At 71.0% G+C, this 16,589-nt stretch carries 8 protein-coding genes; 6 read left to right on the top strand and 2 right to left on the bottom strand.

Features of this window, described 5'->3' with window-relative positions; all coding sequences use genetic code 11:
- Positions 1 to 2: 2 nt before the first annotated feature.
- Both BLR05_RS06415 and BLR05_RS06410 read right to left on the bottom strand, forming a co-directional pair.
- Positions 3 to 818, bottom strand: a complete 816-nt coding sequence (locus BLR05_RS06415; protein WP_092832982.1) for a carbon-nitrogen hydrolase family protein — start codon at positions 816 to 818, stop codon at positions 3 to 5.
- Positions 818 to 5,095, bottom strand: coding sequence for a YhdP family protein (locus tag BLR05_RS06410; RefSeq protein WP_167361211.1), 4,278 nt, complete (start codon positions 5,093 to 5,095; stop codon positions 818 to 820). Before BLR05_RS06410 ends, BLR05_RS06415 begins: the two co-directional genes overlap by 1 nt.
- 101 nt (positions 5,096 to 5,196) lie before the next feature.
- Here BLR05_RS06410 and glnE point away from each other — a divergent pair, with 101 nt between their 5' ends.
- From glnE to BLR05_RS06380, 6 genes are all read left to right on the top strand, one after another.
- Positions 5,197 to 7,953, top strand: coding sequence for a bifunctional [glutamate--ammonia ligase]-adenylyl-L-tyrosine phosphorylase/[glutamate--ammonia-ligase] adenylyltransferase (gene glnE / locus BLR05_RS06405; protein WP_092832980.1), 2,757 nt, complete (start codon positions 5,197 to 5,199; stop codon positions 7,951 to 7,953).
- A gap of 392 nt (positions 7,954 to 8,345) precedes the next feature.
- Complete coding sequence (locus tag BLR05_RS06400; RefSeq protein WP_092832979.1) at positions 8,346 to 12,695, top strand: non-ribosomal peptide synthetase; 4,350 nt, start codon at positions 8,346 to 8,348, stop codon at positions 12,693 to 12,695.
- 22 nt (positions 12,696 to 12,717) lie between these two features.
- Positions 12,718 to 14,055 carry a glycosyltransferase gene (locus tag BLR05_RS06395; protein ID WP_092833097.1) on the top strand — a complete coding sequence of 446 codons (1,338 nt, stop codon included), beginning with the start codon at positions 12,718 to 12,720 and terminating at the stop codon, positions 14,053 to 14,055.
- Positions 14,056 to 14,082: 27 nt separating this feature from the next.
- Entirely contained in the window at positions 14,083 to 14,256 is a 174-nt protein-coding gene (locus BLR05_RS06390; RefSeq protein WP_092832978.1) for an MbtH family protein, read from the top strand.
- 95 nt (positions 14,257 to 14,351) lie between these two features.
- Positions 14,352 to 15,122: a CerR family C-terminal domain-containing protein gene (locus BLR05_RS06385; protein ID WP_092832977.1), complete on the top strand. Its 771-nt coding sequence runs from the start codon at positions 14,352 to 14,354 to the stop codon at positions 15,120 to 15,122.
- Positions 15,119 to 16,555 (top strand): efflux transporter outer membrane subunit, encoded by a 1,437-nt coding sequence (locus BLR05_RS06380; RefSeq protein ID WP_092832976.1) that lies wholly within the window; start codon positions 15,119 to 15,121, stop codon positions 16,553 to 16,555. The genes BLR05_RS06385 and BLR05_RS06380 overlap by 4 nt, the downstream gene beginning before the upstream one ends.
- Positions 16,556 to 16,589 lie beyond the last annotated feature (34 nt).

The following is a 16,589-nucleotide window of genomic DNA, read 5'->3' as shown; positions in this document are numbered from 1 at the left end:
ATTCACAGGACGCGGTGGTCCAGCGCGGGCAACTGGGTGCGCACCTGCCGCAGGCGGTTCTCGTCGAGCGGCGCCGCCACCACGGCCGGGCCCTCGGGCTGCTGCGCCAGCACCTGCCCCCACGGGTCCACCACCATGCTGTGGCCCCAGGTGCGCCGGCCGTTCTCGTGGGTGCCGCCCTGCGCCGGCGCGACCACGTAGGCGAGGTTCTCCACCGCGCGGGCGCGCAGCAGCACCTCCCAGTGGGCCTGGCCGGTGGTATGCGTGAAGGCGCTGGGCACCAGCAGCACGTCCGCGCCGGCGCGGGCATGGGCGCGGTAGAGCTCGGGGAAGCGCAGGTCGTAGCACACCGACAGGCCGACGCGCCAGGTGGAGCCATCGCGGGCCGTCATGGTAAAGCGCGCGGGGGCATCGCCGGCCTCGATGACGGCGGCTTCGTCGAAGCGCTCGCGCCCGTTGTCGAAGCGGAACAGGTGGATCTTGTCGTAGCGCGCCACGCACTCGCCCGCGGGCGAGAACACGAGCGTGGTGTTGCGTACCTGGTGCTCGCTGCCGCAGCGCAGGGGCAGCGTGCCGCCGACGATCCACAACCCCAGCTCCCGCGCCGCCTGCGCGAGGAAATCCTGGATCGGCCCCTCGCCGAAGGTCTCGCGCAGCGCCAGCTTGTCGGTATCGCGGGCGCCCATGGCGCAGAAATATTCAGGCAGGGCCGCCAGCTCGACGCCCCGGGCGGCAGCGTCCTCGAGCAGGCGGCGGGCCTGCTGGAGGTTGTCCTGGACCTGGAGGCCGGAAACCATCTGCAGTGCGGCGGCGTTCATCATGGCTCTTTCTCCTCTGCGCCCCGGGATGCGGGCGCCTTGCGCTGGGATATGGCGGAAGCCGGCACCGACGCCGGGGCGGAAGCCGGCACCGGGGCGGCGGCCTCGTCCGGGGATGCGGCATCCCGCGAAGCGGAGGTGGACGGCTCCGCCCCCGCGCGGCGCCGTGGCACGCGCACGATGCGCGGGTCGGTCCAGGTGCCGTCGATGCGGAACTCCTGCGTTGCCGCCTGGATGAGCGGCCCCCGCAGGAACACCTGTGCCAGGAAGCTTCCGAGCCCCACGACGGGATTGATGGCCGTCGCCACGAGCGACGCCGTCATGGCGTTGATCTCGGGCACCACCACGACATGGAGGTTCTGGGTTTCATGGTCCAGGTCGGCGCTGCCTTCCATCAGCACCGCGGCATTCACGCCCTTCATCTGCAGGTTGTTGCTGGTGGCCACGCCCTGCTCGATGCGCACGTCTCCCCGCACGAAGTCGAACGCGAAGCCTTCGCTGAACACGTCGCGGAAGTCGAGTGTCAGGCGCCGGGGCAGCGACTGCAGGCTCAGCACCCCCAGCAGCTTCGCCAGGCCGGGGTCGGCCTTGAGGAACTGCCCCGACTCCACGTTCACGTTGATCTGCCCCGACATGGAGCGGTAATCGGGGTTGAGGGGCGCCCCCATCCAGGCGACCTGCCCTTCCATTCGGCCCTTGCCGCGGCGCAGCACGCCCTCCATGCCGAAGCGGGCCAGCAACTGGCCGGAATCGCGGATGTCGAGCCGGAAATCCATGGAAGTGCGGCGCCGCGCGCCGGCCGCCCCGCCGCCCAGTAGTACCCAGTCGCCGCTGGAAGTGAAGGAGGCCTCCGGCACAGTGAGGTTGAGCTTGGACAGCCGCCATTCCCGCGGAGCCCCTGCGCCGCCGCGGTTCTGCGCCTCCACCTCGATGCGCCCGAGCCGCCGGCCTCTCAACTCGAAATCCTGCACGATGATGTCGAGCGCGGGCATGGTGGTGCTTTCGGGGCGGCTGTCCAGCAGCGAATCCTCGACCTCCTGGGCCTCGCTCTGGGGCACGGAGAGCCGGGACAGGCGGGCGAACACGCGGCCGCCGGACTCCTCGCCCTCGCCGTCCGCGCGGTATTCCACATAGCCGCTGAGCTCGCGGGCATCCAGGTTGGCCCGCCAGGTGGAGCCCTCGCGGGATCCGCCCGCGACGACGTCGTGCAGCGTGCGTCCCTGCAGGGTCAGCGTCCTGGCGCGCGCGGCCAGCACGGTAGGCAGGAACGCCTGCGCGGCACCTTCGGGCATGCGCGCGTTGCCGCCCGAAGCAGCAGCGGCAGAAGCGCCGTCCGCCGGGGCGGAGGCCGAGGCCGAGGCAGGGCCGGCCGCCTGGCGGCCCAGCACGTCCTGCCAGGCGTCCAGGTCCAGGTGGTCGGTATGCACGTTGGCCGACACCCCCCGCTCCGGCATGACGGCGGACTCGCCCGGCGCCAGGCCGATGCCGATGGCGCCGCGCAGCACGCGGGGCGCCGGCCCCGAATGGTCCAGCACGTAGCTCGCGGAACCGATGCCGCCGATGTCCACCGTCATCTGCTCGCGTACCGGGGGCGCAGCGCCGGCATCCGTGGGCACGGCCGATTCCCGGGCGAGCTGCGACTCGTACCGCACCGGGCGGACCGCATCCGCAGCCTTGCCCAGGGGTGCGGGCAGGTCCAGCGCCATGCCCTGCAGATTGGTCGTCACCAGCACTTCGGGCAGGCCGCGGCGCACGCCCAGGGTCAGCGCATAGGCGGCGCTGCCCGTGGCATGGCGGGCCAGCTCGGGCAGCCCGGGCCACTGCACCGCCTCCCGCAGGCCCTCGGCCGTGGCCACGCCCTGGCCCCGCACCTGCACGGAAGACTCCAGCGCATTCGCACCGGATGCCGCGGGCCGCATGCCGCCTTCGAGCCGCAGTTCGCCGCCCAGCGCCTGCCCCTGCACATTCGCCAGGGTGAAACCGGTGTCGCTGAACTGCACCGCGCCCCGGGTGCGGGTGATGAGGGGCACGTCCGGGGTGATGCGCACATCGTTGCCCGCGAAAGCCAGGCTGCCCTGCACCTTCGACTGGTCGATGTGGCTGATCGGCAGGCTCAGGTTCAGCTGCAGGCCGGCGTTGCCGGTGCCCGTCGCCTGGTCCAGGGCATGCGAGGTGAGGCTCGAGAGGGGCGAAGCGGCCATGAAAGCCAGCATGTCGGCCAGCGGGCCCTGGGCCTGCGCCTGCACGCCCACCACGCTGTGGGCGAGTTCGGGAATGCGCGCCTCCACCCGGTCCACGCGCAGGCGCGGCGTGCCCGCGAAGCTGCCGCTCGCCCCGCGCACCGCCATGCTGGAGCGGTCGAACACCAGTTCACCCGACAGCTGGGTGAGCGCCGGCCAGACCGGATCGCCCGCATGCTGCAAGCCTGGCGGCACGTAGGCATAGGTCACGTCCCGGAGCTTGGCAGCGATGTGGAACTCCCCCTGGCCGGGATGGCTGAACGGGATGTCGTGCAGGTCGCCCTTGACGCGGAACTGCACGCTGGACGCCGTGCCGGCCGTCACCGCATCGCGCACGTAGTGCCGGGTTTCGGCGGGTATGGCCAGCGGCAGGTAGCGGTGCACGCGCGTGCCGTCGGCGCGGCGCAGCTCACCGCCCAGGTCCAGCACGCCCGGGAAGCGGGAGCGGCTGGAAGACTTCCTGGGGTCGCCGGTGGTCCAGGCCACGCGGGCCTCTCCCTGGGCATCGGCATTCGAGAACTGCAGGTCCGGCACCTGGAGCGCGATGCGCTCGCCCTCCACCTGCCAGCGCACGCTGGCGGACAGCCGCTCCAGGGGCACGGTGGGATCTTCGAAAACTTCCGGCAGCGCCAGGGCGCCGTCCTCGATCGACACGGACGCCTTGCCGCCCGACTGGGTAAGCTCGAAATCCACCGCGGCACCCCGCACGCCCGGCATGCCCGAGGTCTTCACCGCAGCGCCGTCGGCCAGCGCCAGGCCCGCGACCCGGCCCCGGGCCTGGTACTGCCGCGGGGCATCCAGCGGGCCGTGCCAGTTCGCCTGGATCTCCTCCACGATGCCCCGCGGACCGAACCGGCCGAGCGCCCCATGCAGCGCATCGCCCAGCGGCAGGCGGCTGGCGATCTGGGACAGCGCCGCCAGGTCGAGCCGGTCGGCGCGCAGTTCGCCCTGCTCGCGCCCGGGCGCGCGGGGGTCCCTGCCGGCCTGCCGGATGGACACATTCCCCCCGGGCCAGCGCAGGCCGTCGCTGGTGAGGAACTGCAGCCCCTCGGTGGACGCCTCGAAGCCGCCTTCCAGCCAGCGGCCACCCACGCGGCCCGCGACCGAAGCCAGTGCCAGGGGCTCCAGCCCTGCCCCCAGCGTGGCCTCCACGTCCGCCAGCGCCACGTCCGCCGTGCCGCCCGCCACCTCGCCGCGCCGCACGTCCAGCCAGGCGCGCAAGGCACCCCGGCCCCGCGCCACGTCGATGCCTTCGATGTCCGCATGCTGGCGCAGGCGGGAGACGTCCACCCGTCCGAACTGCGCGAACAGCAGGCCGCTCCACTGCCTCCAGGCACCGCCATGGGTGGTGAGCAGCGGCTGCCGGAAGCGGCCCATCAGCGTGAACCGGTCGCCCCAGGATGCGGGCGGCGTGGCGTCCAGGCGCATGGCGTGCCGCCAGCCCCGGTTGCGCAGCACGATGTCCACGTCGGACAGCTCCAGCGGAGGCGCTCCGCGCATCGCATCCGTCCAGCGCACCGTTCCGCCGCGCAGTGCCACCTCGCCCTGCGAAAACACCCAGTCGGCAGCCGCGCCACCGTCACCGGAGCCCGCCCCGCCGCGCAGCCGGATGCCACCCACCACCAGTTGGCCGTCAGCCTCGCGGCGCACGTCCAGCTCGGGCCGCTCGATGTACAGCTGCTCGAATCCCAGGCGCAGCGCCGAGCGCGGCGAGAGCGCCGCCACCACCCGCGGCAGGCGAAGGGCTTCGCGGCCCTGCGGGTCGAGCAGGGCCACGTCTGTCAGTTCGATGGCCGGCACCAGGCCCTCCGAGCGCGCCGACAGCGCCCCGATGCGCACGGGTATCCCCAAGGCCTTCGTGGCCTGGGCTTCCAGCGCGGGGCGCCACTCTCCGATTCGCGGCACAATCCAGCCGTGGAGCACCCCCCAGGCCACAGCGACCAGCAGCCAAAAGGCGATCAGCAGTCCCAGTGACCACCGCGCAATAACCGCCATGCATCGGAGCAGGCGGGAGGGGTGCGGTGTCGTCTCAATCATGGTGGGCTTGGATGTGGCAGGAATTATGACCCGCGCCCGCTGCGCGGGTTCAGCGCCAAAGGGTGTCGGTATGTACAGTTTCAGTGCCTCTTCCTTGCCATATGTCCACACCGTTCGCTGAGCCGGGCGGCGCTCGCGCGGAACACGCCGCCGGAGCTGCCCATTCCCGATTCCACCAGCGCCTGCAGCGCCGCTATGCCGGCGAAACCGGGCTGCTGCCGCCGGGCGCGCCTACCCGCCAGACCATGGCCGAGGCCCTGCAGGCCCTGTGCGCGCGCGGGCACGACACGGGCGCCGCCCTGCGCGTGCTGCGGCAACTGGTCATGGAGCGGCTGATCCGGCTGGACTGCGAGGAAGGCGCGCCGCTGGCCGACATCACCCGGGCCACGACCGAGCTCGCGGAACTTTCGCTGGACGAAGCCCTGCGCCACGCACGCCAGGACCTCGACGCCCGCCATGGCCCGCCGCGGGGCCCGGACGGCGGCCCGGTGGCGCTCTGGATCGTCGGCATGGGCAAGCTGGGGGCGCGCGAACTGAACGTGTCCAGCGACATCGACGTGATCTATGTCTATGAGCATGAAGGCGAGACCACCGGAGTGGACGGTGGCCGCGGCCGCATCTCCCACCAGGAATACTTCGGGCGGGCCGTGAAGGCCATCCACGCCCTCGTGGGCGAGACCACCGAGCACGGCTTCGTCTTCCGCATGGACCTGGCACTGCGCCCCAATGGCAATTCGGGCCCGCCGGCCGTCTCGCTCGCCGCCCTGGAGGAATACCTGCAGGTGCAGGGCCGCGAATGGGAACGCTTCGCGTGGCTCAAGAGCCGCATCGTGGCGCCGCGTGACGGCCTCGGCCACCCGGCCGTGCGGGGGCTGCGTGCCGTGGTACTGCCGTTCGTCTTTCGGCGCTACCTCGACTACAGCGTGTTCGATTCGCTGCGCTCGCTGCACCGGCAGATCCGCGACCATGCCGCGAAGCGCAGCGCGGGCCATCCCGAGCGGGCCAACGACGTCAAGCTCTCGCGCGGGGGCATCCGCGAGATCGAATTCATCGTGCAGCTGCTGCAGGTGGTGCGCGGCGGACAGTTCCCGGAACTGCGCTGCCGACCCACGCTGGAAGCCCTGCAGCGCCTCGCGCGCGCCGGCCTCATGCCGCAGGAGACGGCCGACGCGCTGGCCGAGGCCTATACCTTCCTGCGCCGCGTGGAGCACCGCATCCAGTACCTGGACGACCAGCAGACCCACGTGCTGCCCACGCGCGACGACGATCTCGCCTGGATCGCCAGCACGCTGGGGCTCGGCTGCTGCGCCTTCCTGCACCAGCTCGATGCGCACCGCGAACTGGTAGCGCAGGAGTTCGACACGCTGCTGGGCGGCCCCGGCAAGCGCCAGTGCAGCGGCGGCGGCTGCGGCGGGCCGCGCGCGCAATCGGCGCCGGTGCCCGAATTCGACACGCTGCTGGAGCAGTTGCCCCCGAAGGTGCGCGAACGCGTGGCCGAATGGCGCGACCACCCGCGCGTGGCCGCACTGCGCGACGAGGCCCGGGCACGGCTGCTGCGGCTGGTGCAGCGCACGGCGCGCTGGCTGGCCGAAGGCCGCGTGAACGAGGACGCCGCGGTGCGGCTCGTGGCCTGGCTGGAGCCGCTGCTGCGCCGGGAGAGCTATCTGGCGCTGCTGCTGGAGCGCCCGTCGGTGCACGAGCACCTGATGCACCTCCTCGGCGCCGCCCAGTGGCCGGCCCGCTACATGCTGCAGCACCCCGGCGTGATCGACGAACTGGCAGGGGACGCGCTGCTGTCGGAGCGCTTCGTGCCGGCGGATTTCGAGCACGAAATGGAGCTGCGCATCGGCTCGCTGCGCTCCACCGCCGAGGACGACGACGAGGCATTGCTCAATCTGCTGCGCCGCGCCCAGCATGCGGAGACCTTCCGCACCCTCGCGCGTGACGTGGAGCGGCGCATCACCGTCGAGCAGGTGGCCGACGACCTGTCGGCGCTGGCCGACTGCGTGCTGCGCGTGACCGCCGCATGGTGCTGGGACAGGCTGCGCAACCGGCACCGCAACGTGCCGCAGTTCGGCATCATCGGCTACGGCAAACTCGGCGGAAAGGAACTGGGCTACGGCAGCGACCTGGACATCGTCTTCGTGTTCGACGACGACGACGACCGCGCGCCCGAGATCTATGCCGCCTTCGCGCGCAAGCTCATCAACTGGCTCACGGTCAAGACCGGCGAGGGCGACCTCTACGAGATCGACACCGCCCTGCGACCCAACGGCAGTTCGGGCCTGCTGGTCACGAGCTTCGAGGCCTATGCCAACTACCAGCAGCGCCGCGGCAGCAACACCGCCTGGACCTGGGAACACCAGGCCATGACGCGCGCGCGCTTCGTGCTCGGCAGCGATGCGCTGCGCGACCGCTTCGACGCCGTACGCACGGCCGTCATCACGGCCCCGCGCGACGCCGCCGGCCTGCACGCGGAGATCGTCGCCATGCGCGAGCGCGTGCGCGCCGCACATCCGGTGCCTGCGGGGCAGTTCGACGTAAAGCACAGCGTGGGCGGCATGGTCGATGCGGAATTCGCCGTGCAGTACCTCGTGCTCGCGCACGCGGGCGAGCACCCGGGCCTGTGCGACAACGTCGGCAACATCGCCCTGCTGCAGCGCGCGGAGGCCGCCGGCCTGCTGCCCGCGGGCGTCGGCGCGGCCGCCTCGTCGGCCTACCGGACGCTGCGCCAGGTGCAGCACCGCGCGCGGCTGAACGAAGAACCCACGCGCGTGGCACCCGCCACCCTGCACGCCGAGTGCGAAGCCGTGATGGCGCTGTGGCGCTCGGTGTTCGGCGGCATGACGCCGTCGTGATGCGCTGCGGCGGCGAAAGCCGCCGCGATCCTTCGCCGCATGTCACGTCCTTCCGGAGACAAAAGAAGGCGCTTCCCTTATTCCAGCCATAAATGTTAGAACATTGATGCGGGGAAGCTTTTTGGCAACGATACGTTCAAGCGACAAAAACTTACAACATCGCGCCGATGACCGCTGGAGACGCGGACTCATGCCTGCGAAGAGCCCCTGAAGGGGCCACAGCAAAGAGGGAGGGCCATCCTGCCTGTACACGGTCATTCGACGCCTGAGGTGGCACCCTTGGCGCGTCGTGCGCGACTGTACCAACGGACCAGCATAGCAGGCCCTCGCCTGTAGCGATCTGCCGGTCCGTCTCCCATTCCATCGTTGTCAACGAGCCGAACGGAGCAGCCATGCGCGCCAGCCATTCCCCTGTCCAGACCCTTCCACTGACCGCCGCCCAGATGGGCATGTGGTTCGGTACACGTTTCGCGTCGCCCGAGGCCAACTTCAATCTCGCGGAGGCCATCGAGATCCGCGGTAGCTTCGAGCCCCGGCTGCTGCAGCAGGCCTTGCTCACCCTGTGCGCGGAGGCCGACTCCATCCGCCTGCGTGTCGCGGACACGCCCCGGGGGCCGCGGCAATGGCTCGAGGCGGAGTTCGCGGGGAGCATTTCCATGCTCGATTTCAGCGGCGACGGTGATCCCCGGGCTTCGGCAGAGCAATGGATGGCCGACGAATCCTCCCGCCGCATGGACGTCGAGCGGGAGCCCCTCTGGTCCAGCGCAGTGCTCCGCATCGCTCCGGACCACCACATCTGGTACCAGCGCGGGCACCACTACGCCTTCGACGGCTTCGCCGCCGTCATTCTCGCGCGCCGGGTGGCAGACCTGTACACGGCGCTGGTGAACGGCACGGCCGCGCCGGCCGATTCGGAGCTGAGGCCGCTGTCCGTCCTGATCGAGGAGGACCAGGCCTATCGCGACTCCGCGCGTGCCATGAAAGACCGCGAATACTGGATGGAGCGGATGCGTGACCGCCCAGAGCCGCTGACCCTCGCCGAACGGCGCAGCAACAACATCGGCGGGTTGCTGCGGCACACGGCGCACTGGCCTGCGGCGCGCGTCGCCGCGCTGCGCGATGCCGCCGCGCTGCACGGCGCCACGCTGCCACAGGTCCTGATCGCCGCGACGGCCACCTATCTCTACCGGATGACGGGGGTGTCCGACATGGTGATCGGCGTTCCCGTGACGGCGCGCTACAACGACCGCATGCGGCGCGTTCCGGGCATGGTCGCCAACGCAGTGCCCCTGCGTCTGTCCATGCGGCCCGAACTGCCCTTCACGGACCTGCTGCGCGATGTCAGCCAGCAGATGCGCAGGATCCTGCGCCACCAGGCCTACCGCTACGAGAGGCTGCGCACGGACCTGGAACTGCAGGCGAAGGACCACGAACTCTTCACCACCGTGGTCAACGTGGAGCCCTTCGACTATGCACTGCGCTTCGGGGACTGCCCTACCGAGATCCGCAACCTCACCAACGGATCCCTCCGGGACCTCGGCATCTTCATGTACGAGCGCGGGAACGGCCAGGACCTGCGGATCGACTTCGACGCCCATGCCGATCTCTACACCGCTCCCGAACTGGCGGCGCACCATGCCCGGCTGCTCGGCGTGCTCGACGCCTTGACGGACCGTCCCGCGCAGGCCATCGGCTGCGTGGAAGTCATCTCCGCGGATGAACGCCTGGCATTCCTGTCCAGATGCAGCGGCGCGGTCCGCGCGGAGCCCGAGGCCCACCTCGCCGAATTGCTGGATACCGGCCTGTCGAGCGACCCCGGCGCGATCGCGCTGCGCTTTGAAGGCCGCTCCATGACCCGGGGCAAGCTCGACCGCCAGGCCCGGACGTGGGCGCACCGCCTGGCGGCCATGGGCGCCGGACCGGGACGCATCGTCGCGCTGGCGATTCCGCGGTCGCTGGAACTCGTGGCAGCGCTGGTCGCGGTCCTGAGAAGCGGGGCGGCGTACCTGCCGATCGATCCGGACTTTCCCGCCGACCGCCTCGCATTCATGCTGGACGACGCGCAGCCCGCCTGCCTCATGACCACGCGCGAGCTCTCCGGGCGCTTCGATGGCGGCATTCCGCGCTTCCTCGTCGATGCCGCGGACCCGCAGGCCGACCTCCAGCAGCATGCGCATGCCGGCGCCCCGCCGGCCGCAATGCTGCACCCGTCGCACCCGGCCTACGTCATCTACACGTCGGGATCCACGGGCAGGCCCAAAGGCGTCGTGGTCCCCCACTCCGCCATCGTCAACCGGCTGCGCTGGATGCAGGCGGAGTACGAACTGAAAGCCGACGACCGCGTGTTGCAGAAGACGCCCTCGAGCTTCGATGTCTCGGTATGGGAGTTCTTCTGGCCGCTGATCGCGGGCGCCACGCTCGTGATCGCCCGGCCCGGCGGGCACCGCGACCCGGCCTACCTGGCGGACCTCATGGCGCAGGAAGCCGTCACCACCGTCCACTTCGTGCCCTCGATGCTCGAGCTGTTCCTGCAGGAGCATGCGGCGGCAGCGTGCCATACGCTGCGCCACGTGGTCTGCAGCGGCGAGGCCCTGTCTACGCCGCTGGTGGCGCGGTTCCACGGAACCCTGGGGCGATGCGGGCTGCACAACCTCTACGGCCCCACCGAGGCGGCGGTGGACGTCACCGCCTGGGCATGCACGCCCGAGGCATGCGCCGGCGTGGCGCGCATCCCGATCGGACGTCCCATCTGGAACACCCGGATGTACGTGCTGGACCCGGGCCTTCAACCCTTGCCGGTGGGCGCCACGGGCGAGCTGTATATCGCGGGCGACGGCCTGGCGCTGGGCTACCTGAACCGTCCCGCGCTCACCGCGGAGCGCTTCATCGCGGATCCGCACGGGCCGGCGGGCAGTCGCATGTACCGCACCGGCGACCTCGCGCGGTGGCGCGACGACGGCACGCTCGAATTCCTCGGCCGCTCCGACCACCAGGTGAAGATTCGGGGTCTGCGCATCGAGCCGGGTGAAATCGAATCGGCGCTGATGCGCCACCCCGGCGTGCAGCAGGCAGCCGTGGTGGTCCGGGAAGACTCCGGCGGGGACAAGTTGCTGGTGGCGTATTGCGTGCCCGTTGCAGGACACCGGCTGGACGACTTCTCCTTGAAGGCCCATGTAGCGCAGCGCGTGCCCCAATACATGGTGCCTTCCGCCTTCGTCACCCTGGCGGAGCTGCCGCTGGGGCCGAGCGGCAAGCTCGATCGCCGGGCGCTTCCCGATCCCACCGCCTGCGATCCGGGCCTGGACTACGCCGCTCCGCGCACGGAGGCCGAAAAGACCCTGGCGGGGCTGTGGGCGAGCGCGCTGCATGTGGAGAAGGTCGGCATCCACGACAACTTCTTCGACCTGGGCGGGCATTCGCTCATGGCCATCCAGCTCGGCATGAAGATCCGCGAGCACATGCACCCGGATTTTCCGCCGGCCGAACTCTACAGCCGCCACACCATCGCGGAACTCGCCGTCTGGTTCGACAGCAACGGGGGCATGCGCCCCGCCACCGATCTGAAGGCCCAGATCGTGCTGCCCGAGCACATCCGCAGGCCGGACCTGTCCGCGCCACCGGCCCGCCCTCAGCGGGTCTTCCTGACCGGCGCGAGCGGCTTCGTCGGCAGCTACCTGCTCGCCACGCTGCTGCGCGAAACCTCCGCCACCATCATCTGCCATGTACGCGCACCCGACCAGCGCTCGGGCCTGCAACGCCTGCAGCACGTGCAGGCGGAGCGCCGCCTCAGCGGGGCGTGGGATGCCTCGCGCGTCGAAATCGCCACCGGGGATCTCGCCGCGGAGCGGCTCGGCATGACCGACGACGCCATCCGGCAAGTGGCCGAATGCGACGCCATCTACCACTGCGCCGCACAGGTGGACTACCTCCACCCCTACGAGACACTGAAGCCGTCCAACGTGGACAGCGTGGTCACGCTGCTGGAATGGACGGCCCAGGGCCGGCCGAAGGCCCTGCACTACGTCTCCACGCTGGCCGTGATCGGCATGAATCCCGAAACGCCCGTGGTGACCGAGCGGTCCGCCCTGTCCACGCCCGACGGACTGGGAAGCGGCTACGCGAAGAGCAAGTGGGTGGCCGACCACTTGGCACGGGCCGCCCAGGCACGGGGCCTGCCGGTGGCGATCTACCGCCTGGGCGCCGTCACGGGAGACAAGGCGCAGGCAGCCTGCAACGACACCGACATGTTCTGGCGCGTGGCCCGGCTGTATGCGGAGCTGGGGATGTCGCCCCAGCTGGATCTCCCCATCAACCTCACACCCGTGGACGAGGTGGCGAGGGCCATCGTGCGGCTCTCCCACCGGCAGGACTCGTGGGGCGAAGTCTTCCACCTGCTCGGTTCGGATCCGCTGCACGTCAACGACATGGGCGCCGTGTTCCAGCAGATCGGCAGGCCGCTGCAGCCCACGGATCTCGGCAACTGGATGCACCATGCGCAACAGCGCCTGGCCATCACGCAGGATCTCGACCTGGCGGCGCTCCTCACGATCCTGGACGGCTACGACCTTCACAACGCGGTGCCGGCCATGGTCTGCGCCGCGGCCACCCAGGAACGGCTGGAAGCCGCGGAGGCACCCATCCGCTCGGCGGACCGTGACTTGCTGCGGCGCTACTTCGAGAACCTCGGCATCGGCGACGCTGCCGATGCCGCCGGCACGCAACCCGCCGCGGCCCTCGGCTGACGCACGGCAGGAGAAACCGACCATGGCACGCTATCTGCTCGCCGCCACCGCCCTGCCCGGACACGTCATGCCGGTCCTGGCAGTGGCACGGCATCTCGTCCAGCTCGGCCACGAGGTGCGGATCCACACCGGTGGCATCTTCCGCACCCAGGCCGGGAGTACCGGCGCCGGCTTCGTGCCGTTGCTGCCCGGCATCAACCACGATTACCGAGAACTCGGACAGCGGCATCCGCAGCTGCAGCGGCTGCCGCCCGGCCCGCCCCGGCTCGCCTACGGCCTCAAGCACTTCTTCGCCGACGCCATCGCGCTGCAGTACGAAGGCCTGCAGCGCATACTGGACGGCGGCTTCGACGCCGATGCCATCGTCACGGACACGATGTTCTGCGGCACCATGCCGCTGCTGCTGGGGCCGCGCAGCGCAAGGCCGCCCGTGGTCGCGCTGGGCATCAGCGCGCTGGCGCTCTCCAGTGCCGACACGGCCATGTTCGGCTCGGCGCTGCCGCCGCCCGACACCGCCCAGCAGCGACAGCAATACCAGGCGCTCCAGGCCATGGTCCGGCGGACGACGTTCGGCGACGTGCAGCGCCATTTCGACGGCGTGCTGGCGCAGTTGGGGCGCCCGCCGCTTCCGGGATTCTTCGCCGATGCCATGTTCACCCTGCCGGACCTCTACCTGCAGCTCACGGCCGAGGCCTTCGAATATCCGCGCAGCGATTTGCCGGACACGGTCCGCTTCGTGGGCCCGCTGCTCGCGCCGCCCTCGCAGGGCTTCGAGCCGCCGCCGTGGTGGCATGCGCTGGACGATGGCCGCAGCGTGGTGCTGGTCACCCAGGGTACGCTGGCCAACGAAGACCCGAACCACCTGATCGTCCCCACGCTCAAGGCGCTGGCAGGCATGCCGCACCTGCACGTGATCGCCACCACGGGCGGACCCGTGCCGCCCGCGGTGGCGGCGGCAGCCCCCGCGAATGCCCGCGTCCTCGACTTCATACCGTACGACCGCCTGCTGCCGAAAGTGCATGCCATGGTGACCAACGGTGGCTATGGCTCCGTCAACCATGCCCTCAGCCTCGGCATCCCCATGGTGGTGGCCGGAAGCACGGAGGAGAAGCCCGAAATCGCGGCCCGCATCGCCTGGACGGGGGCCGGCATCAACCTCAAGACGGGACAGCCCCCCAGCCGCGCGATCGCGGACGCGGTCCACCAGTTGCTCGGCACCCCCTCCTACCGGCAGCGCGCCCAGGCCATGCGGGAAGCCTTCTCGGGATACGACGCCCTGGCAAGCATCACCCGGGCCCTGGAGAGCCTGACCGGGGCCGCGGAACGCAGCCCGCGGCAGCCGGCCTTCGCGCATCCATGATGGAAACAACTGAAACGGAACCTTCCCATGACCCATCCGCTTGACGACGACAACGGCCTTTTCCTCGTGCTGGACAATTCCGCGGGCCAATCGTCCCTGTGGCCGCACTTCCTGGCGGTACCCGCAGGCTGGACGGCAGTGTTCGGCCCGGAGCGCGCCGAACGCTGCCGCGACTTCATCACAGCCCACGCTCCCGCCTGAACGGCAGCCACCGCCCGGCAGGCGCGGCGGGACGCCACACGGAACGCCAGGCAATTCAAACAAACGTTTGATTGATTGTGATGTAATCCGCGGCCATGCCCGCACGACGCCCACGTTCTGCAGAGACCTCTCTTCCCCCGACCCCCTCTCCAGCCCCGGCTGGAGAGGAGTCGGCATCCCCGCGGGCTCGCCTGCTGTCTGCCGCCCTGCGCCTGTTTTCCGAGCAGGGTTACACCAAGACTTCGGTCCGGGCCATCGCTGCAGCCGCGCATGCCAACGTCGCGGCCGTGAGCTATTACTTCGGCGACAAGGCATCGCTCTACAGTGCCGTCTTCACCGAACCCACGTGGGACCACGAGTCACTGCGCTCCGCCTTCGCTCAGCCCGGCATCACGATGGAAGAGGCGCTGCGGCGCTACTTCCACGCGGCGCTCGCCCCCCTCAGCCATGGCGAACTGGCCCGCCAGAGCGTGCGGCTGCACATCCGCGAAATGCTCGAGCCCACGGGCCAATGGGAGCGCGCGCTGGACAAGGACGTGCGCCAGCCCCATGACGCGCTCGTGCGCCTGCTGTGCCGCCACATGGGGGTCGCCACCGCGGACCTCGCCATCCATCGGCTGGCACTGACCCTCTCCAGCATGGCGTTCCAGCTGTGGGGCCATCGCGACGATATCGAGGCCATCAAGCCGGAACTGCTGGCCACGGCCGAGGCCGTGGAACTCTGGGCCGACCGCATGGTGGACTATGCGCTGGCCATGATCGCGGCCGAGAAAGCCTGGCGGCTTGCCACGCCCAGCGCGGCCAGGGCGCACGCCAGGGCATCCGCCCCACCTGCACCGGCCCGCCGGAAGACGCCGAAACCATGACGCTGACCATCTTTCCCGGCCCACGCCGCCTTCTCTGCGCCGCCGCACTGCTGGCCCTGTCGGGCTGCGCGGTGACATCGCCCGCGCCGCGCGCCGAAGCGGCCATGCCCGCCGGCTGGCAGGCCCCGCTGCCGCACCAGGGCCGCGTCGAAGACCTCTCCCGCTGGTGGGACCGCCTGGGCGACCCGCTGCTCACCGACCTGATCGGCCGGGCACAGGAAGTCTCTCCGGACATCGCCCAGGCACGCTCCCGTGTGGAGCAGGCACGTGCCACCCAGGTGGCTGCGCGCGCCGCGCTGCTGCCGACGCTGGATGCCCAGGGCAATGCCAGCCGGGGCACGAGCCAGCAGGCCGCCGGCCTCGCCACGACCGTCCAGGGCACCGTGCAGGCGGGCTGGGAAGTGGATCTTTTCGGGGGCAATGCCGCGGCCGAGGAAGCCGCCCGCCAGCGTTTCGCAGGCGCGCAGGCCCAGTGGCACGAGGCCCGCGTCTCGGTCGCGGCCGAGGTGGCCACGCAATACGATGCATGGCGCCAGTGCCTGCGGCTGACCGAGGTGGCCGAGTCCGATGCCCGCTCCCGCACGGAGAGCGCGCGCCTGACCGAAGCCAGCGAGCGCGCGGGCTTCACCGCGCCGGCGACGCTGGCGCTCGCGCAGGCCAGCGGCGCCGAAGGCCGGGTGCGCGCCGAGCAGCAGCGCATGACCTGCGACATCGACCGCAAGGGCCTGGTGGCCCTCACCGGCATGCCGGAAGCCGAACTGAGCGCCCAGGCCGCCGCCGCCCCGGCTCCGCAGGCTCTCCCGGACTCGCTCTTCGCCATCGATGCACTGCCGGCCCGCGTCCTGGCCCAGCGGCCTGACGTATATGCCGCCGAGCGCGAGGTGGCAGCGGCCAGCGCCGATGTCGGCAACGCGCGCGCCCAGCGCTTCCCGCGCCTCACCCTGGCTGGCTCGGTCGGCCGGGCGTGGGGCAGCATGGGCGGCACCAGCGTCGCCAGCAACACCTGGTCGATCGGCCCGGTGGGCCTCAGCCTGCCCCTCTTCGATGCTGGGCGGCGTGCCGCCCAGGTCGATGCCGCCGAGGCACGCTACGAGGAAGCCGCGCAGCTCTACCGCGCCAACGTACGCCGCGCGGTCAGCGAGGTGGAACAGGCCCTGGTGCGGCTCGCGAGCACGTCCGCGCGCAGCGCCGACGCCGAGCGCGCCGCGCAGGGCTACCGCGCCTCCTTCGTCGCCACCGAAGCGCGCCGGCGCGGCGGCCTCGCGAGCCTGCTGGAACTGGAGGAGACGCGCCGCACCGCGCTCAACGCCGAAACCGCGCTCATCACGCTACGGCAGGAGCGCATGGCCGCGTGGATCGGCCTGTACCGCGCCGCAGGCGGCGGCTGGGAACCACCCGCGGCCCCCGGCCCGGCAGGCACCTCCGCACCCTGACCCGAACCGTTTCAACGACCGCAACTCCCGGACC

Origin of the sequence: Paracidovorax cattleyae (assembly GCF_900104515.1) — a bacterium.
Lineage (GTDB): Bacteria > Pseudomonadota > Gammaproteobacteria > Burkholderiales > Burkholderiaceae_C > Paracidovorax > Paracidovorax cattleyae.
Note: the sequence above shows the minus strand (reverse complement) of the source record. Positions and strands in the feature narration are given on the sequence as shown.